The sequence below is a fragment of the Actinopolymorpha pittospori genome, from assembly GCF_014873875.1.
GTDB lineage: Bacteria > Actinomycetota > Actinomycetes > Propionibacteriales > Actinopolymorphaceae > Actinopolymorpha > Actinopolymorpha pittospori.
Map to the genome: position 1 here is coordinate 6,522,551 of NZ_JADBEM010000001.1, position 25,050 is coordinate 6,547,600.

Consider the following 25,050-nt stretch of genomic DNA (forward strand, 5'->3'; position numbering starts at 1 on the left):
CCCCCCGTCCGGTCGGCCCCTGGGAAGGGCGAGGTGCACACACTGATGGCACGCTTGGTCGCGTGGCAGACGACGAGACGACGTCCCCATGCCCGGAGAGGAATCGCCCCATGACGACGCCGGAACGCAGCGAGGCCGAAACCGGGGGAACACAGGACCCGAACCCGACACCGGTACGTGACGGGCAAACCGCGCACGAGTCGGAACGCCATGCCGTCGACCCACCCCCTCTGTCCCCGCGGGTGAGCGGCGACGGGGAGGCCACCGCAGATTATCCCGGAGCATCCGCCTTCGGACATCCCTCGCCGGCGGAACCTTCCGCGCCACCCGGCGAAACCGGTCGGGGGAGCGGTGCCGAGGCGGCCATCCTGGGCGAGGCTCTGCACGAGATCAAACGGGTCATCGTCGGCCAGGAGCACATGGTCGAGCGGCTGATGGTCGCGCTGCTCGCCCGTGGCCACTGCCTCCTCGAGGGTGTTCCGGGCGTGGCGAAGACGCTCGCCGTACGCACCTTCGCGACGGTGGTCGGCGGTGACTTCGCCCGCCTGCAGTTCACGCCGGACCTCGTGCCCTCCGACATCGTGGGCACGCGGATCTACCGTCCGAGCAAGGAGTCCTTCGACATCGAGCTCGGTCCGGTGTTCGTCAACTTCGTGCTGGCGGACGAGATCAACCGCGCACCGGCGAAGGTGCAGTCGGCGATGCTGGAGCTGATGGGGGAGCGGCAGGTGTCGATCGGCGGCCGGACGTTCCCGATGCCCGCGCCGTTCATCGTCATCGCCACGCAGAACCCGCTGGAGTCCGAGGGCGTCTACCCGCTTCCGGAAGCCCAGCGCGACCGGTTCCTGGTCAAGGTCGACGTGCACCTGCCCGACGCCGAGCAGGAGTACCACATCCTCGAGCGGATGAGTGTCGATCCGCCCCGGCCTCGCAGGGTGCTCGACGCCGACCGGATCCTCGCCCTCCAGCACGCGACCGACCGCGTGTTCGTCCACCGTCTCGTCGCCGACTACATCGTGCGCCTGGTACTCGCGACCCGACGCCCGGTCGAGTACCACCTGCCCGAACTCGCCCCGGTCATCGAGGTGGGCGCGAGCCCCCGTGCCACGCTCGGCCTGGTCTCGTCGGCGCGGGCGCTCGCGTTCATGCGCGGGCGCGACTACGTGCTGCCGCAGGACGTCCAGGAGGTCGCGGGCGACGTGATACCGCACCGCCTCGTGCTCGGGTTCGACGCCGTCGCCGACGGCATCAGCGCGGCCGGTGTGGTCGACCGGGTTCTCTCCGTCGTACCCCCACCGCGCCCGGTCTGGAGACAGGAGCACAACGACGCGGGTCGGCCGGAGTTCCGGTGACACGGCAGATCCCCACCAACGCCCGGGGCGAGATCAGCCTCGCGCGTCTCGCGCCCGAGCGCGCACTGCGCCGGCTCGAGCTCACCATCGTGCGGCGGCTGGAGGGGTTCCTGCACGGCGAGCACCTCGGGCTGCTTCCCGGCCCCGGCACCGATCTGGCCGAGGCGCGCGTCTACCGCCCCGGCGAGGACGACGTACGCCGAATGGACTGGGCCGTCACCGCACGGACCACCACACCGCACGTGCGGGACGTGATCTCCGACCGGGAGCTCGAAACGTGGACACTGGTGGACATGTCCGCGTCGATGGACTTCGGCACCGCCGCCCTGGAGAAGCGTGAGCTCGCGGTCGCGGCGGTGGGGACGGTCGGCTTCCTGACCCACCGGCTGGGTGACCGGTTCGGTGGCGTGATCCTCCGCGGCGGCCGGACCCGGCGCTGGCCGGCGCGTTCCGGACGCCTCGCGCTCTACGGCCTGTTGCGCTCCCTGCTCGACGAACCCCGCACGGCCGCGGACGAGCCGGACGACGACTTCTCCGGAGCGCTGGACAAGTTCTCCCGCAACTACCAACGGCGCGGCCTGCGGGTGGTGGTGTCGGACTTCCTCGACGGGTCCGGCGACGACCCGAGCGTGCCCTTCGGATGGGAGCGCCCGCTGAGACGCCTGTGCGGACGGCACCAGGTCCTGGTGGTGGAGGTCCTCGACCCCCGGGAGCTGGAGTTGCCCGACGTGGGCGTGGTGTGGCTGACCGACCCGGAGTCCGGTGAGGCGCAGGAGGTGGACACCGGCAACGTCGTACTTCGCGCGAGGTACGCCGAGGCCGCCGCCGCGCACCGGGCCCGCGTCCGCGCGACGCTGCGGCGTTCGGGCGCGGCGCATCTCACGCTTCGGACGGACCGGGACTGGGTGGCCGACACGGCCCGCTTCGTGCTGGGGCACCGGCGGGTGGCCCAGCGCCTGCACGGCACGCCGACGAGAGGAGCCGGCGCATGACGTTCCTTGCACCCGGACGGCTGTGGTTGCTGCTCCTCGTTCCGTTGCTGGTCCTGGCGTACTTCCTGCTCCAGCGCCGCCGGCGAAGGTACGCCATGCGGTTCACCAACCTCGCGCTGCTCTCCCGGGTGGCGCCGCGCCGTCCCGCCTGGCGGCGACACGTGGCGATGGTGCTCATGCTGGTCACCGTCGGGCTGATGGTCACGGCGTTCGCCCGCCCGCAGACCGAGGTGCGCGTACCCCGGGAACGCGCGACCATCGTCGTGGCGGTCGACGTGTCCATCTCCATGCGCGCCGATGACGTGAGCCCTGACCGGCTGCGCGCGGCGCAGGAGGCCGCAACGGAGTTCGTGGGCAGCCTGCCGAAGAAGTTCAACGTCTCGCTGGTGTCCTTCGCCGGCACCGCGAGCATCCTCGTGCCCCCGACGACGGACCGCGGAGCGGTGGACCGCGCGATCGACGGCCTGGAGTTGGCGGAGTCGACCGCCACGGGTGAGGCGATCTTCACCTCGCTGGACGCGATCAAGCAGGTCCCGAACGACCCGTCGCATCCGAGCGAGCCGGCACCGGCCCGGATCGTGCTGCTCTCCGACGGCTACCGCAACGTCGGCCGGAGCGTGGAGCAGGGTGTGGCCGCCGCCCGGCAGGCGCACGTGCCGATCTACACGATCGCGTTCGGTACGCCGTTCGGCACCGTCGACATCGAGGGACAGCGGACCCCGGTGCCGGTCGACGAGGACACCATGCGGGCGATCGCCCAGCAGACCGGCGGACAGACCTACACCGCCGAATCCGGGCAGGAGCTCGAGCAGGTCTACGCCGACATCGGCTCCTCGGTCGGTTACACGACCGAGGAACAGGAGATCACCTCGTGGTGGGCGGGCCTCGGCCTGCTCGCGGCGATGGCCGCCGCCGGAACGTCGCTGTTCCTGCTTGGCAGACTTCCCTAGCAGCTGCCCTGATCCTGGAAGGGGAGGAGCGCGGATGCCGATCCTCGTGGGGACCTGCGGATGGAGTTACCGGGACTGGCGTGGCGTGTTCTACCCGGAGAAGCTTCCCCAGCGTGCCTGGCTGGATCACTACGCCGAGCACTTCGCCACCGTCGAACTCGACAACGCGTTCTACCGGCTGCCGTCGTACGACACCTTCCAGGCCTGGCACGAACGGCTGCCGGCCGACGTGGTGGTGGCGGTGAAGGCGAGCCGCTTCCTCACCCACATCCGCCGCCTGCGTGAGCCGGTGGAGCCCGTCCACCGGCTGATGGAGCACGCGGCGGGCCTGCAGGGTCACCTCGGCCCGATCCTGGTGCAGCTGCCTCCGAACCTGCGGGCCGAACCGGACCGGCTCGCCGAGTGTCTCGCCGCGTTTCCCGCCGGCACCAGAGTCGCGGTGGAGCCGCGGCACGAGTCCTGGTGGACCGACGACGTACGCCGTCTGCTCGAGCGTCACGGCGCGGCTCTGACCTGGGCGGACCGGCTCGGCCGGCCTGTCACGCCGCTGTGGCGTACGACGGACTGGGGCTACGTCCGTCTTCACGAAGGGCGGGCTCGACCGTGGCCCCGCTACGGCAAGGCCGCGCTCGCGTCCTGGATCGATCGGATCGCGGCCGGCTTCGACGACGGAGCCGACGTCCACGTGTACTTCAACAACGACCCAGGTGGAGCGGCCGTGTCGGACGCCGCAACGTTGGGTCGGATCGCCGCTCGGGCCGGCCGGACAGTCACCAGAACCCCGAATTCTTCATGATCGCTTCGCGACTCGCCGGGGGCGACACGCGGAGGACAGATGGCGCGTCGGCTGTCGTTCCGGCACACTGAGCGCGGTACCGGGTCTGTCCCACTCAATCGAGGACGCTGGGGAAGGCGCTCCCTCGACCAGAGAGGTGGTCCCGGTGACAACACGAGGCGTGCTGTACATCCACTCGGCGCCGTCGGCGGTTTGTCCCCACGTGGAGTGGGCCGTCGCCGGCGTTGTTGGTACGCGGGTGAAGTTCGACTGGATATCCCAGCCGGCCTGCGTAGGCACCCAGCGCACCGAGCTCTCCTGGCAGGGAGAGCCCGGCACTGCGGCGACGATGGCTTCCGCCCTGCGCGGATGGCGTCAGCTGCGCTATGAGGTGACCGAGGAGCCCAGTCCGGGCTGCGAGGGTGCCCGCTACTCCTACACACCCGACCTGGGGTTGTTCCACGCCGTCACCGGCCCCCACGGCGACATCCTCATCCCCGAAGACCGACTCAAAGCCGCGATGGTCAAGGCGAGCCTGGGCGAGTCGCCGCTCGAACACGAGCTGACCCGGTTACTCGGGAAGCAGTGGGACGACGAACTCGAGTCGTTCCGGTACGCCGGTGAAGGTGCCGCGGTGCGCTGGCTGCACCAGGTCGTCTGAGCTGGACGAACCCCCGAGGCTGCGAAGTGTGTCGACTTCGCGGCCGGCATCCGCGAGCCCAGTGGGCCGGATTCCCCAACGGGACAACGAAGTTCACGAAACTTACTCGATGGTCAGGTCTTGACCCGGACAACGTGCTTATGGGTAATCTCTTGGTGACGCAGGGCTGCAGGTGAGGAAACTCCCCGCACCGGGCAGGGGCAACCAGACGTGGCCGCGCGGCGAGCCGACAGGGGCGACCTCGGCAGCCGACAACGCGGCCGCACCACGTAGGGCGTGGCCGATTTCCTCGGCCACGCCCTTGGCCTTTCCGGCCCGTCCGTCCTCACCGTCAGCCCGCACCGCGTGGTCCCTGGTCCCGACGCCCGCCTGCGGGCTCAGCTTTCAGCGAGCTGTTCCTCCGCCGTGACGAAGACCGGCGTGACGGACACCGGCACCCGGATGAAGCCGTCGTAGGTCTCGACGTCGGCCGACGACTCGGCCCCTACACCCCGATGGCGCTCTATCGGTACGTCGGCAGCAAGGACGGGTTGACGGATCTGATGCTGGACGCCGCCGTCGCCGAGGTCGCGCTGCCCGAGCGCGGCAGCGACTGGCGCGCCGACCTGCACGAACTCGCCCTGCGCAGCTGGGCGATGGTCCGGCGACACCGGTGGTACGCCCAGCTGGTGCACACCCGTCCGCCCGCCGGTCCGCACATGATGCGGCGGACGGAGTTCATGCTGAGCGTCCTCACCGACCGGGGCGTTCCGCTGGTGTCGGCGATGACGTACGCCGCGCTCGTCGACCGGCACATCTTCGGCAGCGGCCTGCAGGACGCGGAGGAGCACCGCATGCGGACGCGATACGGACTGGACAGCGCGGAGAAGTTCCTCGCCGCGATCACGCAGGTGCGTGACCTCGCCGCCGCCGACGGTCGCTGTCCGCAGCTCACCCGATGGCTGTCCGAACCCGCCGGTCCGAGCATGGACGAGCAGTTCGAACTCGGACTCGACTGCCTGCTGGACGGCATCGCCGAACGCCTGCCCTAGTGCCGGCTTCGAGGCGCGACCCGGTCATGGCCCCGAGCTGGGCGGCCGCTACTTCTGGGTCGGCAGCGCCTCGCCCCGGATGGAGGCGTCGACGAGCTCGATCGGATGCAGCAGCGGAAGGCCGGGATCGTCGAGGTGCCGCCGCATCTGCAGCAGGCAGCCGGGGTTGGCGGTGGCCACCGCGTCCGGGTGCACCGACCGGACGTTGGCCGCCTTGCGCTGACCCAGGTCGCTCGCCGCCTCCGGCTCGAGCAGATTGTAGACACCGGCCGACCCGCAGCACAGCTCCGCCTCGGGCAGGTCCACGACCTCCACGCCGGGAATGGTCCGCAGCACCGCACGCGGCGCGGCCCGGACGCGCTGGGCGTGGCCGAGGTGACAGGCGTCGTGGTAGGCGACCCGGGCCTGGATCGGATGGCGCGGCGCCCGGGGCTCGAGTTCGGCGAGCACCTCCGTCACGTCGCGGACCTTGGCGGAGAAGGCCGTCGCCCGGTCGGCCCACTCGGGGTCGTCCCGCAGGAGCGTGCCGTACTCCTTCATCGTCGAACCGCACCCGGCGACGTTGACCACGATGGCGTCGACGTCGTGGGCCTCGAACGTCGCGATCGTCCGGCGCGCGCGTTCGAGCGCCTCCGGCTCGCGACCGGAGTGCATGCTGAGGGCCCCGCAGCATTCCTGGTCGCGGGGGATCAGCACCTCACACCCCTCGGCGGCGAGCGTACGGACGGTGGCGGCGTTGACCCCGGTGAAGAAGACCCGCTGGACGCACCCGGTGAGGACGGCCACCCGTCGGCGCGGGGTCCCGACGGCGGCGACCCGCTCGGGTGGTGACGCCACCAGGTCGCGCACCTTCACCGGCGGCAGCAGTGCCTCCAGCGCCCGGAGCCGGGGCGGCAGCCGGTCGAGCAGCCGACGTCGACGGACCACGCCCGCCAGTCCGCTGCGCTGGTAGAACAGGCCGCCGAGGGCCGCCACCCGCAGCCGGCGCGGGTAGGGGAAGAGGGCGAAGATCAGCTCACGGAAGGTGCGGTCGCCCCGGCCGCGCTCATGGTGGCGCTCGATCTGGGGCCGCATCGACTCCAGCAGCTTGTCGTACTGCACGCCGGACGGGCAGGCCGTCACGCAGGCCATGCAGCCGAGGCAGGTGTCGAAGTGGCGTACGAGGGGCTCGTCGAGGGACGCGGTGCCCTCCCGCACCATGTCCATGAGATAGATGCGGCCGCGCGGCGAGTCCATCTCCTCGCCCCAGAGCGCGTACGTCGGACAGGTCGGCAGACAGAAGCCGCAGTGCACGCAGTCGTCGATGAGTGCCTTGTCCGGGGGATGGTGCGCGTCGAAGTTGCCGGGCCCCTTGTCGGTCGGGGCATCGAGCCCCGCCTCCAACCCCGCGAAGATGTCGCCGGACTCGGGGGAGTTGGCGAGATGCTGGGTCATCGGAGTCCTCCCGGGGTCCGTGGGGCGGGCGTGAGGTGCGCGAGACGGATGACGTGGCTCACCCGGTGGCTCACCCGGTGGCTCACGCAGAGGCTGACCCGGTGGCTCGGTCCTGCGCCCACCTGGTCACCGTGACGGCTCAGAACCATGGCGCGAACCGTCCCGGTGCGAGTCGGTGCTCGGGGTCGAGTTGCTTCTTGATCGACTGGAGGAGCGGCACGGTCGCCGGTGCCGGTCCCCAGCTCGGGACCAGGTCGTCGAGCCCGACGATCCGGCGATGGAGCGTCACGCTGGCCCCAGATGCCAGGAGGGCCTCCCGCCACCCCGCGACCACCGCGGCGTGTCCCGCCGGATCGCCACCGGACAGGGCGACGGTCTGGACACCCACGCCCACGCTCGTCGTGAGCCTGGCGGTGACGTCGTACTCGGCGGCCAGCGCCTCCAGCGCGGCGGCGTGGATCGGGAGCTCGTCTGGTCGGGTCCCGGCACGCATGACGGTCTCGCCCTCGGCACCCCGGACGAGGTCGGCCAGCGACGTCCAGGCGGCGTCCTCCTCCTCGCCCTCGAGCACCACACCGTCGGCGCCGGCGAGTTCGGCCGCCTTGCGCACTCTGGTCTGCGCCCCGCTCGCCGTCCCCTCGAACCGCGCCAGCAGGCGACCGGCGTGCCAGTCCAGAGCGACCGGCTCCAACGGGGAGTCGAGCAGTGTGCGGGCCCGGTCGAAGGCCGTGCCGACCTCGCAGGCAACCGCGAGCGTCGCGGTCGCCTCCGGAGCCGGGTGAACCCGCAGCACGATCTCCGCGACCAGGCCGAAAGCGCCGAGCGAGCCGGTGAACAGCTTGGCGAGGTCGTAGCCCGCGACGTTCTTGATCACGTGACCACCGGAGCGGGCGACCGTGCCGTCGGCGAGGACGACGATGACGCCGATGACGAGGTCGCGCAGCGTGCCGTACGTCGCGCGGACCGGCCCGGCGTCGGCGGTGGCGAGCAGGCCACCGACCGTGGCGCCGTCCGTCACGCGGGCGGCGTCCAAGGCCACCCGCTGGCCGTCGAGACTCTGCTGCAGCTTCGCGAGCGGCATGCCGGCACCGACGGCGACCGTCATGTCGGCCGGGTTGTAGGCCACAAGATTGTCGAGCCCGGTCGTGTCCACCACCAGGTCGGCCTCGCGCACGGGCGCGCCCCAGGACTGCGCGGTGCCCGCACCTCGCAGCAGGACACGCTGACCCGCGCGGGTCGCGTCTCGCAGCGCGTCCCGCGCCTGCGCGAGGTCGGTGGGCCGGATGGTCGGCAGGTCGCCCGTCCGCACGTGGTCAGAGACGCTCGATGACACCCGCGGCCTCCAGGGGATGGGGACGGTAACGGCCGGGCTTCTCACCACACAACCGTGGGGTGGGCAGCACCTTGCCGGGGTTGCACAGATTGTCGGCGTCGAAGGCGCGGCGTACGCGGTCCATCGTCGCGAGATCCTCCTCGCCGAACATCACCGGCATCGAGCACGCCTTGTCGGTGCCGATGCCGTGCTCACCGGACAGGGAGCCGCCGAGTTCGACGCAGAGTTCCGCGATCGCCTTGGACAGCCGCTCCGCCCGGTCGTGCTCGCCCTTGCTCTCGTCGTACAGCACCAGGGGGTGGAGGTTTCCGTCGCCGGCGTGGAAGACGTTGGCCACCCGAAGGCCCGCCTCGTTGCCCATCGCGCCGATCTTGCCCAGTGCCTCGGACAGCCGGGTACGCGGGACGACGCCGTCCTGGACGAAGTACTGCGGACTGATCCGGCCGACGGCGGCGAAGGCGGCCTTGCGGCCGGTCCAGATCCGGGCCCGCTCCTCGTCGTCGGCGGCGACCCGGATCTTCGTTGTGCCGTTGTGGTGGCACAACTCCTGCACCGCGTCGAACAGCGCGTGGCACTCGTCGGTCGGCCCGTCGAGTTCGACCACCAGCGCGGCCGGCGTGTCGAGGGTGTAGCCGGCCCCGACCGCGGCCTCCGAGGCCACGATCGCGAGGTGGTCCATGATCTCCATGGCCGCCGGGACGATGCCCGCCGCGATGATGTCGGTCACGGTGTCGCCGGCCTGCTCGATCGAGGGGAAGTCGGCGAGGAGTGTCCGCACCGCCTCGGGCTTGCGCAGGAGCCGGACGACGATGCCGGTGACGATCCCGAGCGTGCCCTCCGAACCCACCATCACGCCGCGCAGGTCCGGACCGGCGACCTCGGGAGAGGGGCCGCCGAGGGTCACCTGGGTTCCGTCGGGCAGCACCGTCTCCAGGGCGAGGACGTGGTTGGTGGTGAAGCCGTACTTCAGGCAGTGGGCGCCACCGGAGTTCTCGGCGACGTTGCCCCCGATGGTGCAGACCTGCTGGCTGGACGGGTCGGGTGCGTAGTAGAGGTCGTACGGCGCGGCGGCCCGGCTGATCGCGAGGTTGGTGACCCCGGGCTCGACGACGGCCCGGCGGTTGATCGGGTCGACCTCGACGATGGAGCGCATCCGCTGCAGGGAGATCACCACACCGTCGGCGACCGGAAGAGCTCCGCCGGAAAGTCCGGTTCCCGCGCCTCGTGCGACGAAGGGCACCTGGGCGCGGTGACAGGCACGGACGGCCGCGGCGACCTCCTCAGTCGACTTCGGCAGCACCACCAGACCCGGAACCACGCGGTATCCGGCCAGGCCGTCGCACTCGTAGGTGCGGAGCTGGGTGGGGTCGGAGATCACCGCGTCCGGCCCGAGGATCGCCGTGAGCGTGTCACGTAGGCGCGCGATGACGGTCATGTCGCCTCCACCCCTCATGTGTGTCGTCGGGCAACGCACCACGCGCGGACCCCGCGCGGATCCGCGCCGCGTGCGACGCTGCACGCCCGAGGTCCCGCCACCACGCTAACGCCTACCGCCCGCCCCGGGCCGGCCCGAACCGGCCAAACCAGGGCTCACCTGGCACGACCGGCCCCGGTGGGTCCCAGTCGGCCCGGGCACGGTCAGGTCGCGTCGGCGGCGCCCCGAGCGGGCCGCCGCCGGGCACCACTCTGCCGTACCAGCGCGAGGACCAGGAGGCCGGCCGCCGCGACGGTCATCACCAGCCCGACGTGGTGCAGGCCACGTGTGCTCAGGTCGCGCTCGAACACGATGCCGAGCACGCTGGTGGACATGATCGCACCCAGGTAGCGGAAGGTCTGGAAGAGGCCTCCGGAGGAGCCCATCCGCTCCGGTGAGCTCGCCTCGTACAACGCGGTCTGCAGGCCGAGGTTGTTGAAGCCGTTCGGTACGCCGAACAGCAGGGCGGCGATGAGGATGACCACCACCGGGCTGGACTCGTGCAGGACCTGGACCACCAGCGTCCCGATCAGCAGGACGACCGTCCCGAAAACCAGCGTCGCGCGGGATCCGCGCAGCCTCACCACGCGCGCCGCCACCGGTGTCATCAGCACGCCCATCAGGGCCAGCGGGAGGACCAGGAGCCCCACCGTGTCGGCCCCGAACCCGCGGACCGACTCGAGCCACACCGGGAGTCCGAAGAAGACGCAGTAGAAGACCAGGTTGACCCCGCCCTGCTGGCCGAGGACAGAGGTCAGCGCCCGGTTGGCGCGGAGGTCCCGGATGTCGAGGAAGGGCGCCGGCGCGGCGAGTTCGCGGCGGACGAGGAGGAACCCGAGCACGACCACCGCCGGCGCCAGCCACCAGGTCGGCCGGTCCGCGAGGGAGAGCAGGAAGACGAGCAACGCCGTCAGGCTGCCGCTGAACAACACGATGCCCGGCAGGTCGATCGCCGCGAGGAGGGGTCCGCGGGCCGGCTGGGGCGGCGACTTGGGGAGCAGCTTCAGGGCGAGAACGATGCCGAGGGCCGTGAAGGGCACGTTGACCAGGAAGACCGCCTCCCAGCCCGCGAACGCGACCAGGAAGCCGCCGAGGACCGGGCCGAGCCCGGCGCTGGTCGACGCGGCGACGCTGAGCGCGGCGAGTGCCCCCGCCGGTGGACCGGAGGGCCGCGGGGCCGCGCCGCCGGATCCGTCCAACTGTCCGCCTCGAGCCAGCCGGTCGTCGGCCTCGCGTTCGACGGCGGCGCGGATGAGGACGAGCGCGGCGGGGAAAGCAGTCGATGTGCCCACCGCCATCAGCACCCGGATACCGACCAGCCACCAGAACCCGGGTGCGAACGGCGCGACGGCGCATACCGCGCACATCAGCGTCAGCCCGCCGACGAAGAGCCGCCGCGCCCCGAACAGGTCCACGAACCGCCCCATCAGTGGCTGTCCGACAGCGGCGGCGAGGTAGAAGCCGGAGACCAACCAACTGGAGGTCGCGACACCGACGTCGAACTCCCGCTGCAGGGGTACCAGCGCGACGGCGATCATGGAGGAGTTCAGCGGATTCAGGACCGTGCCGAAGGCGAGCGAGGCGAGCAGGTAGGTCGGTACGCCGAACCTCGGTTTCGACACGCGCCGCTCCTTGGAGGTGTCCGGGGCACTGGTCCGTTCGACGGCCAGTCGGTCAGGGGCAGATCCTCGCGCTGACCTCCCGCCGGGAGGTCTCCGATGTGCAAGACGTTGGCACTAGTCCGGGAAGAAAGGTGCGGATCGTGGTCGAGATCACCGTCACGGGCGGCCAGGTCGAACGCGGTGAGGAGATCCTCACCGACGCGGCGATTGGCTTCCTCGGTGAGTTGCAGCAGCGCTTCGGGACCCGCCGCGACGAGCTTCTGTCCGCCCGCCGGGAACGCCGGGCGGAGGTGGCCAGGACCGGACGGCTGGACTTTCTTCCCCAGACGAGGGAGGTCCGGGAGGACCGGACATGGCGGGTCGCACCGGCCCCGTCGGACCTGCGCGACCGGCGGGTCGAGATCACCGGCCCGACCGAGCGGAAGATGACCGTCAACGCGCTCAACTCCGGCGCCCAGGTCTGGCTCGCCGATCTCGAGGACGCCAACACCCCGCACTGGGCCAACGTGATCGGTGGCCAGGTCAACCTCGCCGACGCCGTACGCCGGAAAGTGTCGTTCACGTCCCCGGAGGGCAAGTCCTACACGCTGGGCGAGGAGGAGTCGCTCGCGACCATCGTCGTACGCCCGCGCGGCTGGCACCTCGACGAACGCCACCTCTCCCTGGACGGGCGTCCTTTCGTGGGTGCGCTCGTCGACTTCGGTCTCTACTTCTTCCACAACGCGGCGGAGCTGCTGTCGCGGGGGAGCGGACCATACTTCTACCTGCCGAAGATGGAGAGCCATCTCGAGGCCAGGCTGTGGAACGACGTCTTCACCTTCGCCGAGGAGCGGCTCGGAATCGCGCCCGGTACGGTGCGGGCGACCGTGCTGATCGAGACCATCCCGGCCGCGTTCGAGATGGAGGAGATCCTCTACGAGCTGCGCGACCACGCCTCGGGCCTGAACGCCGGCCGCTGGGACTACCTCTTCAGCATCATCAAGAACTTCCGCGACGCCGGACCGTCGTTCGTGCTGCCGGACCGTAACGCCGTGACCATGACGGCGCCCTGCATGCGTGCCTACACCGAACTGCTGGTCGCGACCTGCCACCGGCGCGGCGCGTTCGCGATGGGGGGCATGGCGGCGTTCATCCCGAGTCGCCGCGACCCGAAGGTCAACGAGACCGCCCTCGCGAAGGTAAGGGCCGACAAGGAGCGCGAGGCCGGCGACGGGTTCGACGGCTCCTGGGTCGCTCACCCCGACCTCGTACCCGTGTGCCGGGAGAAGTTCGACGCGGTCCTCGGCGGCCGGCCCAACCAGCTCGACCGCCAGCGCGACGACGTACGCGTCGGCGCTGACGACCTGCTGGATGTGAAGTCCACGCCCGGGTCGGTCACCGAGGCGGGGCTGCGTAACAACATCGCCGTCGCGCTGCAGTACCTCGCGGCCTGGCTGGGCGGCAACGGCGCGGTCGCGATCTACAACCTGATGGAGGACGCCGCCACGGCGGAGATCTCGCGGTCCCAGATCTGGCAGTGGATCGCCAACTCGGTGAAGCTCGACACCGGCGACGTGGTGACGCCGGAACTCGTGCACCGCATCGAGGACGAGGAACTCACCAAGATCCGGGAAGCACTGGGCGAGGAGGCGTTCAAGACGGCTCACTTCGCGCAGGCGCGGGAGCTGTTCGAGACCGTGGCTCTCGCGAAGGACTACGCGGACTTCCTCACCATCCCCGCCTATCGCCTCATCGACTAGTAGTACTTTGTTAGGTGTGTCGTTTCGTGTTCTGTGGTTGATGTTCTGACATGGTCGGTGCATGACTCCTGATCAGATAGCGGAGTTGCGGCCGAGGCTTGGCGAGTTCGCAGCCGACATGCTGGGTTGTCTTGCGCGTTCGGATCAGCGTGCCACGGGTGAGTTGTATCTGCGTGGCCTGTTGACTGATGGTCGGCGTAAGTCGATGCAGCCGATGGCGGAGCGGCTGGGTGTGGATCATCAGCGGTTGCAGCAGTTCGTCACCTCCTCGACATGGGATTTCACCGCGGTGCGGCGCAGGTTGAGCTCGTGGGCTGCGCAGGCGATTGGGCCGCGGGCATACGTGATCGACGACACCGGATTCCCCAAGGACGGACCTGCCTCGGCGTGTGTGGCCTGGCAGTATTCCGGGACGTTGGGCAAGACCGCCAACTGCCAGATCGGGGTGAGTGTTCACGCGGTCAACGACACCTGCTCGGCGGCGGTCGACTGGCGGTTGTTCTGCCCGGAAAGCTGGGACGACAAGGCCTGTGATGATCCCGAGCAGGCCGAGAAGGTCCGCCGGAAGCGAGCCGAATCCAAAGTCCCTGACGACGTGAGGCATATCGAGAAGTGGCGGCTCGCGCTGGACATGCTTGATGAGCAGACCGAATGGGGGTCGCCGAGGCTTCCCGTCGTTGCCGATGCCGGATATGGGGATTGCACCAGGTTCCGGCTCGGCGTGGAAGAACGTGGCCTGGACTATGTGGTCGCACTCAAAGCCGGCACCAGCGCCCACCCCGGCGAAGCGGAGCCGGTGAGACCGCCACGTAACGGTGGTCCTGGCAGACGTCCCAAGCCCCACTACCCGAAGCCGGCATCGAGTCTGCGCGAGATCGCCATGGCGGCCGGCCGCGATGCCTACCAGGAGGTGGCGTGGCGGCAGGGGACCAGAAAAACGAAAGGTAATCCGAGTGCTGCCATGACCTCGAAGTTCGCGGTGTTCGTGGTACGTCCGGCCAACCGCGACATCCCTCGCGCAGACGATGGGACCTTGCCGGCGAAGCTGCTGCTGGTCGAATGGCCCGATGAGGCGAACGAGCCTACCGACTACTGGCTTTCTAACCTGCCTGCCGACACACCGATCGATCAGCTCGTCGACCTGGCAAAGATCCGGTGGCGGATCGAACATGACTACCGCGAACTGAAAACCGGGCTCGGCCTCGACCACTTCGAAGGACGCTCCTGGACCGGCTGGAACCGCCACGTCACACTCGTCGCGATCGCCCAAGCTTTCTGCACCATGGTCAGACTCGACCCAAAACAGGATGCGCCGGCCTGAGCTTGTACGCAGTCGTACACGAGCTACAAATCGTGCTCGCCCTCATCGCCGGCGCATGCCCCACCTGCCGACAAGAAGTCACCATCGACCACATCGAAGCACTCGCCCCACCATGATCGACATGACAAAGTCCTACTAGGACACGCCCTAGGTTTCGCGGCGTCGCGTCGGGCTGCGCGCCGCATCCAGGCCGGCGGCGTTGTGGCCGTCCGGGGCGGCACGGCCGCGCCGCCCCGGAGGATCGGTCAGAAGAGGGTGAACCCGCCGTCGATGACCATGACGGAGCCGGTCATGAAGCTCGAGGCGTCGCTCGCGAGGAAGACGACGGCCGGCCCGAGCTCCTCCGGAAGGCCGTACCTCTTCATCGCGGCGGGCTCGACGCACCACGGCTGGTACTCCGGCTGGTCGACAGGCGACATCTCGGTGAGGAAGTAACCGGGCGCGAGGGCGTTCACCCGGATGCCGTGCGGGGCCCACTCGGCCGCCAGCGCCTTGGTCAGCTGGTGGACCGCCGCCTTGGACGCGAGGTAGGGAGGTTGCCAGCGCGGCTGGTTGACGATCATCGCCGACATCGAGCCGATGTTGACGATGGACCCGCCTCCGCGTTCGACCATCTGTCGTCCGACGGCCCGGCTGCACAGCCACACGCCGTCGAGGTTGGTGGCGAGGACCTCGCGCCACGCCGAGTCGGGTGTCTCCAGGGCGCGTCCCGCGACACTGATGCCGGCGTTGTTGACGAGGACGTCGATCGGGCCGAGCTCCCGGGTCACCTGCTCGACCATCGACTCGACCTGGCCGGAATCGGTCACGTCGGCCTGGACGGCGCAGGTACGGATGCCCTGCTCCGCCAGCTCCTTGGCGGCCTCCCGGGTCGCCTCGACCCCCCGCGCCACGAGCGCCACACTCGCGCCGGCCTCGCCGAGCGCCTGCGCCATGGCCCGGCCGAGGCCCCTGCTCGCTCCGGTGACCAGCGCGACCTTGCCGGCGAGGGAGAACTTCTCCAGCACCTTCGTCACTCGTGCGCTCCTTCGTGCGGTGAGAGTTCCACGCCGAAGCCGGGCGCGGAGGAGAGTTCGATGGAGCCCTCGACCAGGTGGTAGCTGGCGGGCTCGACACCGGTGGTGTGTCCGGGCACCCCCTCGACGACGGCGACGTTGCCGAGGCCGGCGGCGATGTGGGCGGCGTACAGGCTCTTCAACGGCTGCCCCCAGGCGTGCGGCGAGGCGGCCACTCCAGCAGCCACCACCTCCGGCATGACCTGGCGCCAGGCCGTGAAGCCGTAGGACACGACGTCCATCAACAAGACGTCGAGCAGGCCCCCTGCGGCGAGGTCGAGCAGCAGGGGGATGTCCGGTCGGGCCTCCCCGTCGGCGATCAGCGCGGTCGACCCCAGCCGCTTCAGGTCGCCGCGCAGCCGGCGCAGATCCTCGTGCGTCTCCGGGAACGGCTCCTCGATCCAGTAGAGGCCGCAGTCGGCCACGGCCTCGAGGTAGTCGACGAACCGCTCCGCCGGATAGCCGTCGTTGGCGTCCACCAGGATCCGGGCGTCGGGATAAGCGGCCCGCACGGCTCTGGTCACCTCGATGTCGCGGGCCACCCCGTCGGCCGCGGCCATCCAGCGGTTGCCGCGGCCGATCTTCAGCTTGAACGCGCGATGGCCGAGCGCGTGGTCGGCCGCGCAGTTGGCGAGTACGGCGTCGAGGCCGCGCGGATCGTCGTCCGGATCGAGGTCGTCGAAGTAGATCGCCGCGTCGTAGCAGGGGACCGTCGTGGAGCCGGCCGCGCCGAGCATGGCGTAGACGGGCTGGTCGAGCAGGCGGCCGGCGAGGTCGTGCAGGGCGAGGTCGAGGGGCATCGCGGTCGGTTCGGTGACGCCGAGAGCGGGGTCGAACACGTCCTCGACGCGGCGTCCCACCAGCGGCTGGCAGGGGTCGACGTCGCCGAGGGCGATGCCCCAGCCGGAGGCGCCCTGGTCGGTGTGGACGACGGTGACGGTGTAGGTGCCGCCGGATCCGTGGGAGCCGAGCCGGGCGTTGCGGCCGACCGTCCTCGGGTAGTGGTCGTGGAGCTTTCTGGTCGAGATGCGGTCGATCCGGTGGTCGGCCAGTGCTGACATCAGGTCCTCTCGACGGGCGTATGGGCGGTGGATCCGCGGACGACGAGTTCGCAGGACAGCTTTGTGACGGTGGCTGCGGTCGGCTCGCTGGAGGACTCGGCGATCCGGTGGCGCAGGCGTTCGATCCCGGCCTCGACGATGCCCTGGACCGGCTGGTCGACCGTGGTCAGGTCGAACGCCTCCCACGAGGCCATGTCGGTGTTGTCGAACGCCGCCACCCACACGTCGTCGGGAACCCGGACGCCGAGTGACCGGGCGCCGTCGAGCACGCCGAAGCCCAACATGTCGGTGACCGCGAAGATGGCCGTCGGTGGTGACCTGCGGGCGAGAAGGGAACGCGCGGACCGGTGTCCGTCGGCGTGGTTGAAGGGGCCGCGGCGAACGTTGCGCTGGGGGAGTCGGACACCGGCGTCGGCGAGCGCGGCGCGGAAACCCTGCTCCCGGTCCCGGGCGGTGCTGACCGAAATCGGCGAAGTGACGAGGCCGATCTCGGTGTGTCCGGCCTGGACGAGGTAGCGGCCGAGGTCGTAGGCGCCCTGCCAGTTGTCACCGAGAACCTGGTCGCCGCCGAAGTCGTCGACGCCGCGGTGGAGGAGCACGGTAGGGGTCCCCGAGGACAGCGCCAGCGTGTGCAGCTCGGAGGAGAACGTCGCCGAGGTGAAGACGAAGCCGTCGACCAGCCGTTGGTGGATGACCTGACGCACCGTCTCCTGCGGGTCGTGCTCGACGTTCCAGAGGATCATCTGCAGCCCGAGGTCGCTCAGCCGGCGCCCGATCAGATCGAGCATCGTGGAGTGAAAAGGGCTGGTCACACGGCTCATGAAGACACCGATGGAGCCCGTGCGGCCGGTCTTCATCGCCCGCGCGAGAGCGTGCGGTGTGTAGTTGGCCTCCTCCAGAACCTTCAGCACTCGTGCGCGGGTCTCGGCATTGACCCGCGGGCTGTTGGTGAGCACCCGGGAGACAGTCGACTGTGAGACGCCCGCCAGGCGGGCGAGGTCCCTGCTCGTCGGAATGCGGTTGCCCATTCGTCTCTCCTGCCCCCATCCAGAACACGCGCCATCGCGTGGGGTGGGGGTCATCATGCCGCTCGAAGGCGCCTTCAGACCAGTCCCAGGCGCCGGCGGGTACGCCCAAGAATCGTCGCTGTCGAGGGCTCCGTCCAGTTCCTGCCGGACTGTTGACCTTGGTCGGCCAACGGGTGTACATACGTATTCACACGTTCGTTACGCCGGTGGTGAAACCCCGCCGAAGAGGCGGATTCGCTTTGTGGGAAGGAATCCGCGATGCACGACACGTATGAGTTGGGAGTTTCCCCATGACCACACACATGGCCCCGCTGAGTCGTCGCTCGCTCCTCGGTGGCGCGCTCGGCCTGGCGGGCGGGAGCCTTCTCCTCGGCTGTGGGAAGTCCGGTGGCGGCGGTTCCGGCGACGGGATCACCATGCTGAACTGGGAGCAGACGGCCGGGACGCCACTGGAGAAGGCGATCCGCGAGTACGAGAAGCAGAGCGGAACCAAGGTCACCATCCAGCCCGCCGTGACCGGCGATGCCTACGACACGAAGATGCGGACGCTGCTCGCCGGTGGCGACCCGCCCGACGTGATGAGGATCAACGACGACTTCGTCCGCGGCTTCTCCGACCAGGGCGCGCTCCTGGACCTGAACACCTACGTCAAGCGCGACAAGCTCGACACCAGCCAGTTCGCCAAGGAGGCCTTCGAGTTTCCGAAGCAGGCGGACGGCTCCCATACCGCCTGGGTGCTCGGGTACCAGCCACGGCTGATCTTCTACAACGTCGACATGTTCAAGGAGGCCGGCGTTCCGCTGCCTCCGACGACCTGGACGTCCGACGGCTGGACGTGGGACGACTTCGCCGACGCGGCGAAGAAGCTGACCATCCCGGGTAAGCGGTACGGCGGCCTGATCTACCTCGACACCGGTTACGAGCAGACCTTCGCCGTCAACCACGGCAGCGCCACCGGCATCTTCTCCAAGGACGGCACGCAGTTCACGCTCGCCGACCAGAAGGAGGTCGAGGCGATGCAGTGGGCGACCGACCTCACCTGCAAGGCGCACGTGCAGCCGCCGTGGTCGGAGCTGCAGCAGGACAGCATCCAGAACCAGATGTTCGCGCAAGGCAAACTTGCCATGCTGTTCACCGGGTTCGGGACCGTTCCCTACCTGCGCCAGACCATAAAGGACTTCACCTGGGACATCGCGCCGCCGCCGGGTGACGTCGAGCAGAAGACCGAGTCCAGCGTCATCGTCTTCACCATCGCCAAGTCCGCGAAGAACCCGGACAAGGCGTGGGAGCTGCTGAAGTTCCTCTCCGGCGAGGAGGGCGGCAAGATCCTGCTCGAGGGCGGAGCCTTCACGCCGATCAACCTCAAGGCGGCCGAAGGACTCAAGCCCGGCAAGGAAGCGCCCGCCCACATCGAGTTGTTCGCCGAGGCAGCGAAGCACCTCACGGCGACCAACCAGACGAAGAACACCATCGGCGCCCGGCAGTTGTACCGCCCCGCTCTGGACGCGGCCTACAACTGCGAGAAGTCCGTCGGAGACGTCCTGAAGGAGATCAAGCCGCAGGTGCTGGACGCGCTCAAGGGCTAGCCCGGATCCGCGTCCCGCACGAGCGACCCCGGAGCACCATCTCCGATCACCCCAGACCCGGTGAGGCGGAATCTTATGCAGTCAACGTTGTCGGCCCGTCCGTCTGGGCCCGGCTCGATACCGATCGCACCCAAGGAGCGGCACGCCAGGTTGCGGCGCAACGTCACCGGCTGGCTGTTCATCGGCCCGATCGTGGTGGGTGTGGCGGCGTTCCAGCTCTTCCCCATCCTGGTGTCGATCGCTGCGTCCCTGACGGACTGGAACGGCATTTCCACGCCGAAGTTCGTGGGCCTTTCCAACTTCGTACAGCTGTTCACCAGGGATCCACTGTTCCTGGTGACGTTGAAGAACACGGTGTACTTCACTGTCGTCAGCATTCCCTTGACAATCGGCCTCGGCCTGGTCCTCGCGATGCTGTGCGCCAAGCCCAAGCGGGGAATCGCCTTCTTCCGGACGGCGTTCTTCGCGCCGTACGTCACCAACGTGGTGGCGATCGGGTTCGTCTGGTTCTACTTCTTCCACCCCAGCGCGGGCGTCATCAACGGCCTGCTCAAAGAGGTGGGAGTGACCGGGCCCGCCTGGCTGTCGAGTTCGACCTGGGCGATGCCGGCGGTGATCCTGGTCAGCGTCTGGCAGGGCGTCGGTTATCCGATGATCATCCTGCTCTCGGGCCTGCAGGGAATCCCGGAAGTGCTTTATGAGTCGGCGAAGATGGACGGCGCCACCGGGTGGGCCCGGACGAGGTACATCACGCTTCCGCTGCTGACCCCACACTTCCTGTTCCTGTTCATCACACAGTTCATCAGTTCGTTCCAGGTCTTCGGGCTCATCTACGTCATGACCAAGGGCGGACCTGGACACTCCACCAGCGTCTACATCTACAACCTGTACCAGAACGCGTTTGGATACGGAAAGGTCGGATACGCATGCGCGATGGCCTGGATACTCTTCGCCGTGATCGCGAGCGTGACCTTCGCTCAGTGGAAGCTCCAAAAGCGATGGGTCTTCTATACCTGAGGTTCGGGCAGTCGACTCTGTACTACGTCATCATGGCCGTCTTGGCGGTGGCGTTCCTGCTGCCGCTGATCTGGATGCTCTGCTCCTCGCTGAAACCGGAGGCGGACGTCCTCTCGATCCCGCCGACGTTCATCCCGACGAACCCGGAGTGGACCAACTACGCACAGGTCTTCGACCGCATCCCGATCTTCTTGTTCAACAGCGTCAAGCTCGCCGCGTTGAACGTCGTGGGGATCCTGATCGTGGCCTCGCTGGCGGGGTACGCCTTCGGACGACTGGAGTTCGCCGGCCGGGACGCTGCTTTCATGGTGCTGCTGGCGACCTCGATCATCCCGGGAATCGCGTACCTGATCCCGCAGTACATCGTGTTCCGCCAGATGGGCTGGGTGGACACGCACTATCCGCTGTGGGTGCCGCGAGTGTTGACGCCGGTGTTCGGCACCTTCCTGATGCGCCAGTCGTTCATGACGATCCCGAAGGAACTCGAGGACGCGGCGAAGATCGACGGGGCGTCCACCTTCACGACGTTCTGGCGCATCATGTTGCCGCAGACCAAGCCCGCGTTGGCGGCGATCGGGGTGTTCACCTTCCTGGAGTCCTGGAACGACCTGTTCGGGCCACTGATCTTCCTGAACTCCGAAGATCTGCAGACACTTCCTGTGGCGCTCGCGCAGTTCCAGAGCGAATACTTCACTCAGGTCAGCCAGATGATGGCAGGCGCTACGGTGGCGGTCGTACCAGTGATCATCGTGTTCCTGTTCGCCCAGCGTTACTTCATCCAGGGCATCACGATGACCGGACTGAAGGGGTGAGGCCTCCGGCCGTGAGTGTGGGAGGACGTTGACAGACGTCAGGCATGAACCGCTGACGAGGACGTCAGGCAAGAACGTCGTGAGTATGTAGCCCGTGGCATGAGGAAAAGGGAGCGTAGCGTGACGGATCGTATTGTTGCGATGCAGATCGGAGCCGTTTCGTTCGTCGACGAAGGCGTCGGCGAGACACTGGACATTCTCGCGGAGCGGGGTGGCGTCAACGCGCTGTTCCTCGCGACACCCACCTGGACCCGGGGCACCGGAGGGCGGCAGATCCCCGGCCACCCGCTGCCCGACCACGGTGCGCAGGACTACGACCTCGGATGGCGCGGCGGCAACTACGCCACGGTGCACCCGGAGTACTACGGCAACACCGTGCTGGGTTCGGTCGGCCGGGCGCCGGAGCACCCGGACTTCGACATGCTCGCGGAGGTTCTCCCCGAGGCCCGCAAGCGCGGCATGAAGTCCTACGCCTGGATGGAGGAGAGCGGGCCGGCGCGTGAGCTTCGCACCTACCCGAACTTCCCGAAGCTGCTCGAGGTCGACGCCTGGTCGCGGCCGGGTCTGCGACCCTGCTTCAACAACCCCGACTACCGCAACTGGCACCTCGGCTTCGTCGAGGACTACACCAAGAGCTACGAGCTGGACGGCATCGCCTGGTGCTCGGAGCGTCCCGGACCGCTGAACCTGCTGATGCAGGGCCCGGTGCTGCCCGGCGACATCGGCTGCTTCTGCCCGCACTGCAAGGCGATCGGCCGGGACCGCGGCATCGACGTCCGCCGTGCGCAGGAGGGCTACCGTGCCCTGCTCGACTGGAACCAGCGGATCGGCGCGGGTGAGCGTCCGAGTGACGGCGCGTTCGTCACCTTCTGGCGGATCCTGCTGCAGTACCCGGAGATCCTGTCCTGGCAGACGCTGTGGACCGAGGCGCAGCGCCAGATGTACCGCGACATCTACGGGGTGGCGAAGGCCGTCTCCGCGGAGATCCAGGTCGGCTGGCACGTCTACCACAACATCTCCTTCAGCCCCTTCTACCGGGCTGACCAGGACTACGAGGAGATGGCGAAGTTCTCCGACTTCATCAAGGTCGTCATCTACAACAACTGCGCGGGTCCCCGCTTCTACACCTGGGTCCAGAACATCTGCCAGGCGCTGTTCGCCGACGCGGACCCCGAGGACGTCTACCCGCTGATGCTCAAGCTGCTGAAGCTGGACGAGGGCGCCTACGACAAGCTGCCGCAGTCGGGCTTCTCCGCCGACTACGTGCGCCGCGAGACCGAGCGGGCGGTCGCCGGTGTCGCCGGGAAGAGCAAGATCCTCCCCGGTATCGACATCGACATCCCGGTCGGTGTGCTCAAGGAGCGGCTCGAGCCGAAGCGTGACGTCGGCAAGATCAACTGGGACGCCAACGAGGGTGAGCTCACCCAGTGCACGCCCGAGGGTGTGCGCGACGCGACGCTGGCGGCGTTCGAGGGTGGCGCCGAGGGCGTCGTCCTGAGCCGGAAGTACTCCGAGATGAAGCTCGACAACCTCTCCGGCGTCGGTGAGGCACTGAAGAGGCTCGCGAAGTGACAGCGGCCGCCGAAGTGCCCTGGTACCGCCGAGCCTTCCGGTGGGGGCAGACCAACCTCACCGAGAAGGACCCGGCGCGCTACGACGCGGCCTGGTGGCGTTCGTACTGGCAGCGGACCCGCGTCCAGGGCGTGATCGTCAACGCCGGCGGGATCGTCGCCTACTACCCGAGCCGCTATCCGCTGCAGCACCGGGCGGAGTTCCTCGGCGACTGCGACCTCTACGGCGAGATCGTCACAGCGGCGCGCGAGGAGGGCCTGGCCGTGCTGGCCCGGATGGACTCCAACCGCGCCGACGAGGACTTCTACCAGGCCCATCCGGACTGGTTCGCGATCGACGCCGCGGGGCAGCCCTACCGCGCCGGTCCGCTCTACGTCGCCTGTGTCAACGGCCCGTACTACCGCGAGTACCTCCCCTCGGTGCTCGAGGAGATCATCGAGCGGAGCGCGCCGGACGGCATCACCGACAACAGTTGGAGTGGTCTCGACCGCGACCACATCTGCTACTGCGGGAGCTGCCAGGCGGGCTTCCGGGCCGACACCGGTCTGGCTCTGCCCGTGAAGCCCGACTGGGACGACAACGCCTACCGGCGCTGGATCGTCTGGAGCTACCAGCAGCGGATCGCGGTCTGGGAGCTCAACAACGAGGTGACCACTCGTGCGGGCGGACCGGACTGCCGCTGGATCGGGATGAACGGCGGCGAGATCGCCTCGCAGGCCTACCGGTTCCGCGACTACCGGGCGATCTGTGAGCGGACGCCGATCCTCATGCTGGACTCGCAGTACCGGCACGAGGGCCGTGGCTTCCAGGCCAATGGTGACAGCGGCAAGCTGCTGCACGGGCTGCTCGGCTGGGACACCCTCATCCCGGAGAGCACGGCCATGTACGACGCCGGCACCCCGACCTTCCGGATCGGCAGCAAGCCCGCGCCGGAGGCACGGATGTGGGCGGTGGAGGGCTTCGCCGGCGGCATCCAGCCCTGGTGGCATCACATCGGGTCCTACCACGAGGACCGGCGTCAGTACTCCACGCCCGAACCGTTGTTCCGGTGGCACGAGGCCCAGGAGGATCACCTGCTGGGCCGGCGGCCCATCGCCACGGTCGGTGTCCTGTGGAGCCAGCGAAGCGTCGACTTCCACGGGAAGGAGGATCCGGAGAACCGGAGCATCGCGCCCTACAAGGGTTTCGCCGATGCACTCATCCGGGCGCGGATCCCCTATCTGCCGGTGCACGTCGACGACCTCGAGGAGCAGGGTGCGCAGTTCTCCGTGCTCGTCGTCCCTGACGTGGGTGCCCTGAGCGACGAGCAGGTCGCGCGGGTTCGCGCCTTCGCCGAGTCCGGCAAGGGGCTCGTGGTGAGTGGGGAGTCGGGCAAGTACGACGAGTGGGGCGACCCGCGCGCCGACTTCGCCTTCGCCGACCTGCTCGGCGTGCACGCGACGGGCAAGACCGAGGGCTCCCTCAACCCGGCGGTGGCCAGTTGGGAGGCCTACTCCGGGCACACCTACCTGCGGGCGGCCGCCGAGGTGGCGAGCCGGGAGCCCGCCGAGGTCCTGCGGGGCTTCGAGGACACCGAACTGCTGCCGTTCGGTGGCCGTATCGAGGTGGTCCGGACCGACGAGGACGTCCAGGTGCCGTTGACGTTGGTGCCGGCGTTCCCGATCTACCCGCCGGAGAAGTCGTGGATGGCCGTCGAGGCCAGCGATGTTCCGGCGGTCACGACGAGGACGCTGCCCGCGGGAAACCGGGTCGCGTACCTCGCCGCGGACCTCGACCGGCGTTACGCGCGTCACCACCACCCTGACCACGGGCGGCTGCTGGCCAACCTCGTGCGCTGGGCGTCGGCCGACGACGTGCCGCTCACGGTCGAGGGAGCCGGAGTGCTCGACTGTCACCTCTACCGCAAGGGCGACTCGCTCGTCCTGCACCTGGTCAACCTCGACCAGGGTGGCGCGTGGCAGGGGCGGCTGGAGGAGTTCACCCCGGTCGGGCCGTTCGTGGTGAAGGTACGGCTCCCTGAGGGCCTGCGGCCCGAGGTGGCACGACTGCTCGTGGCCGGCGAGGAGGTCGGCTTCTCGGCGAGCGACGGTTGGGCGTCACTGCGGATCGCGCGGGTCGTCGATCACGAGGTGGTCCTGCTCGCCTGAGCACAGCAGGTGGCCAGGACCCCGCCACGTCGAAGGTCGCCATGCCCTACCCCGCTGGGCATGGCGACCTTCTTCTTTCGCGGCCTGA

General features: G+C 69.0%; 20 protein-coding genes. 13 read left to right on the top strand and 7 right to left on the bottom strand.

Annotated elements, in window-relative coordinates:
- Positions 1–110: 110 nt before the first annotated feature.
- The 6 genes from HEB94_RS30440 (at position 111) to HEB94_RS30465 (ending at position 5,761) form a co-directional block, all read left to right on the top strand.
- Entirely contained in the window at positions 111–1,352 is a 1,242-nt protein-coding gene (locus HEB94_RS30440; protein WP_192753064.1) for an AAA family ATPase, read from the top strand.
- Entirely contained in the window at positions 1,349–2,344 is a 996-nt protein-coding gene (locus HEB94_RS30445; RefSeq protein ID WP_337918055.1) for a DUF58 domain-containing protein, read from the top strand. The genes HEB94_RS30440 and HEB94_RS30445 overlap by 4 nt, the downstream gene beginning before the upstream one ends.
- Complete coding sequence (locus tag HEB94_RS30450; RefSeq protein ID WP_192753065.1) at positions 2,341–3,294, top strand: VWA domain-containing protein; 954 nt, start codon at positions 2,341–2,343, stop codon at positions 3,292–3,294. The genes HEB94_RS30445 and HEB94_RS30450 overlap by 4 nt, the downstream gene beginning before the upstream one ends.
- Positions 3,295–3,328: 34 nt before the next feature.
- Entirely contained in the window at positions 3,329–4,090 is a 762-nt protein-coding gene (locus tag HEB94_RS30455) for a DUF72 domain-containing protein (RefSeq protein WP_192753066.1), read from the top strand.
- Positions 4,091–4,235: 145 nt separating this feature from the next.
- Positions 4,236–4,730 (top strand): DUF3145 family protein, encoded by a 495-nt coding sequence (locus HEB94_RS30460; protein WP_192753067.1) that lies wholly within the window; start codon positions 4,236–4,238, stop codon positions 4,728–4,730.
- Between the two features lie 494 nt (positions 4,731–5,224).
- Positions 5,225–5,761, top strand: a complete 537-nt coding sequence (locus tag HEB94_RS30465) for a TetR/AcrR family transcriptional regulator C-terminal domain-containing protein (RefSeq protein ID WP_192753068.1) — start codon at positions 5,225–5,227, stop codon at positions 5,759–5,761.
- A 48-nt stretch (positions 5,762–5,809) separates the two neighbouring features.
- Here HEB94_RS30465 and HEB94_RS30470 read toward each other — a convergent pair whose 3' ends face one another.
- From HEB94_RS30470 to HEB94_RS30485, 4 genes are all read right to left on the bottom strand, one after another.
- Positions 5,810–7,195 (bottom strand): (Fe-S)-binding protein, encoded by a 1,386-nt coding sequence (locus tag HEB94_RS30470; protein ID WP_192753069.1) that lies wholly within the window; start codon positions 7,193–7,195, stop codon positions 5,810–5,812.
- Positions 7,196–7,334: 139 nt separating this feature from the next.
- Positions 7,335–8,504 (bottom strand): FAD-binding protein, encoded by a 1,170-nt coding sequence (locus HEB94_RS30475; RefSeq protein ID WP_202896641.1) that lies wholly within the window; start codon positions 8,502–8,504, stop codon positions 7,335–7,337.
- 4 nt (positions 8,505–8,508) lie between these two features.
- On the bottom strand, positions 8,509–9,963 hold the full coding sequence (locus HEB94_RS30480) for an FAD-linked oxidase C-terminal domain-containing protein (protein ID WP_192753070.1): 1,455 nt from the start codon (positions 9,961–9,963) through the stop codon (positions 8,509–8,511).
- A 203-nt stretch (positions 9,964–10,166) separates the two neighbouring features.
- Positions 10,167–11,624 carry an MFS transporter gene (locus HEB94_RS30485; RefSeq protein ID WP_192753071.1) on the bottom strand — a complete coding sequence of 486 codons (1,458 nt, stop codon included), beginning with the start codon at positions 11,622–11,624 and terminating at the stop codon, positions 10,167–10,169.
- Between the two features lie 140 nt (positions 11,625–11,764).
- On the opposite strand from HEB94_RS30485, the gene aceB reads away from it, so the two are divergent.
- The gene (gene aceB / locus HEB94_RS30490; RefSeq protein WP_192753072.1) at positions 11,765–13,363 is read left to right on the top strand and encodes a malate synthase A; all 1,599 of its coding nucleotides are present in this window, start codon (positions 11,765–11,767) and stop codon (positions 13,361–13,363) included.
- 61 nt (positions 13,364–13,424) lie between these two features.
- Positions 13,425–14,684: an IS701 family transposase gene (locus HEB94_RS30495; RefSeq protein WP_192753073.1), complete on the top strand. Its 1,260-nt coding sequence runs from the start codon at positions 13,425–13,427 to the stop codon at positions 14,682–14,684.
- A gap of 245 nt (positions 14,685–14,929) precedes the next feature.
- Here the strand turns inward: HEB94_RS30495 and HEB94_RS30500 are convergent, their stop codons facing one another.
- The 3 genes from HEB94_RS30500 to HEB94_RS30510 are packed head-to-tail and all read right to left on the bottom strand — an operon-like array spanning position 14,930 to position 17,828.
- Entirely contained in the window at positions 14,930–15,700 is a 771-nt protein-coding gene (locus HEB94_RS30500; RefSeq protein WP_192753074.1) for an SDR family oxidoreductase, read from the bottom strand.
- Entirely contained in the window at positions 15,697–16,800 is a 1,104-nt protein-coding gene (locus tag HEB94_RS30505; protein ID WP_192753075.1) for a mandelate racemase/muconate lactonizing enzyme family protein, read from the bottom strand. Before HEB94_RS30505 ends, HEB94_RS30500 begins: the two co-directional genes overlap by 4 nt.
- On the bottom strand, positions 16,800–17,828 hold the full coding sequence (locus HEB94_RS30510) for a LacI family DNA-binding transcriptional regulator (protein WP_192753076.1): 1,029 nt from the start codon (positions 17,826–17,828) through the stop codon (positions 16,800–16,802). The genes HEB94_RS30505 and HEB94_RS30510 overlap by 1 nt, the downstream gene beginning before the upstream one ends.
- Before the next feature lie 290 nt (positions 17,829–18,118).
- On the opposite strand from HEB94_RS30510, the gene HEB94_RS30515 reads away from it, so the two are divergent.
- The 5 genes from HEB94_RS30515 to HEB94_RS30535 all read left to right on the top strand — a co-directional run bounded on the left by HEB94_RS30515 (position 18,119) and on the right by HEB94_RS30535 (position 24,962).
- Positions 18,119–19,414: an ABC transporter substrate-binding protein gene (locus HEB94_RS30515; protein ID WP_192753077.1), complete on the top strand. Its 1,296-nt coding sequence runs from the start codon at positions 18,119–18,121 to the stop codon at positions 19,412–19,414.
- A 150-nt stretch (positions 19,415–19,564) separates the two neighbouring features.
- On the top strand, positions 19,565–20,431 hold the full coding sequence (locus HEB94_RS30520) for a carbohydrate ABC transporter permease (RefSeq protein WP_238361678.1): 867 nt from the start codon (positions 19,565–19,567) through the stop codon (positions 20,429–20,431).
- Entirely contained in the window at positions 20,413–21,243 is an 831-nt protein-coding gene (locus HEB94_RS30525) for a carbohydrate ABC transporter permease (RefSeq protein WP_238361679.1), read from the top strand. The genes HEB94_RS30520 and HEB94_RS30525 overlap by 19 nt, the downstream gene beginning before the upstream one ends.
- A gap of 120 nt (positions 21,244–21,363) precedes the next feature.
- On the top strand, positions 21,364–22,815 hold the full coding sequence (locus HEB94_RS30530) for a hypothetical protein (protein ID WP_192753080.1): 1,452 nt from the start codon (positions 21,364–21,366) through the stop codon (positions 22,813–22,815).
- A complete protein-coding gene (locus tag HEB94_RS30535) occupies positions 22,812–24,962 on the top strand; it encodes a beta-galactosidase (RefSeq protein ID WP_192753081.1) in 2,151 nt (716 codons plus the stop codon). Before HEB94_RS30530 ends, HEB94_RS30535 begins: the two co-directional genes overlap by 4 nt.
- Positions 24,963–25,050 lie beyond the last annotated feature (88 nt).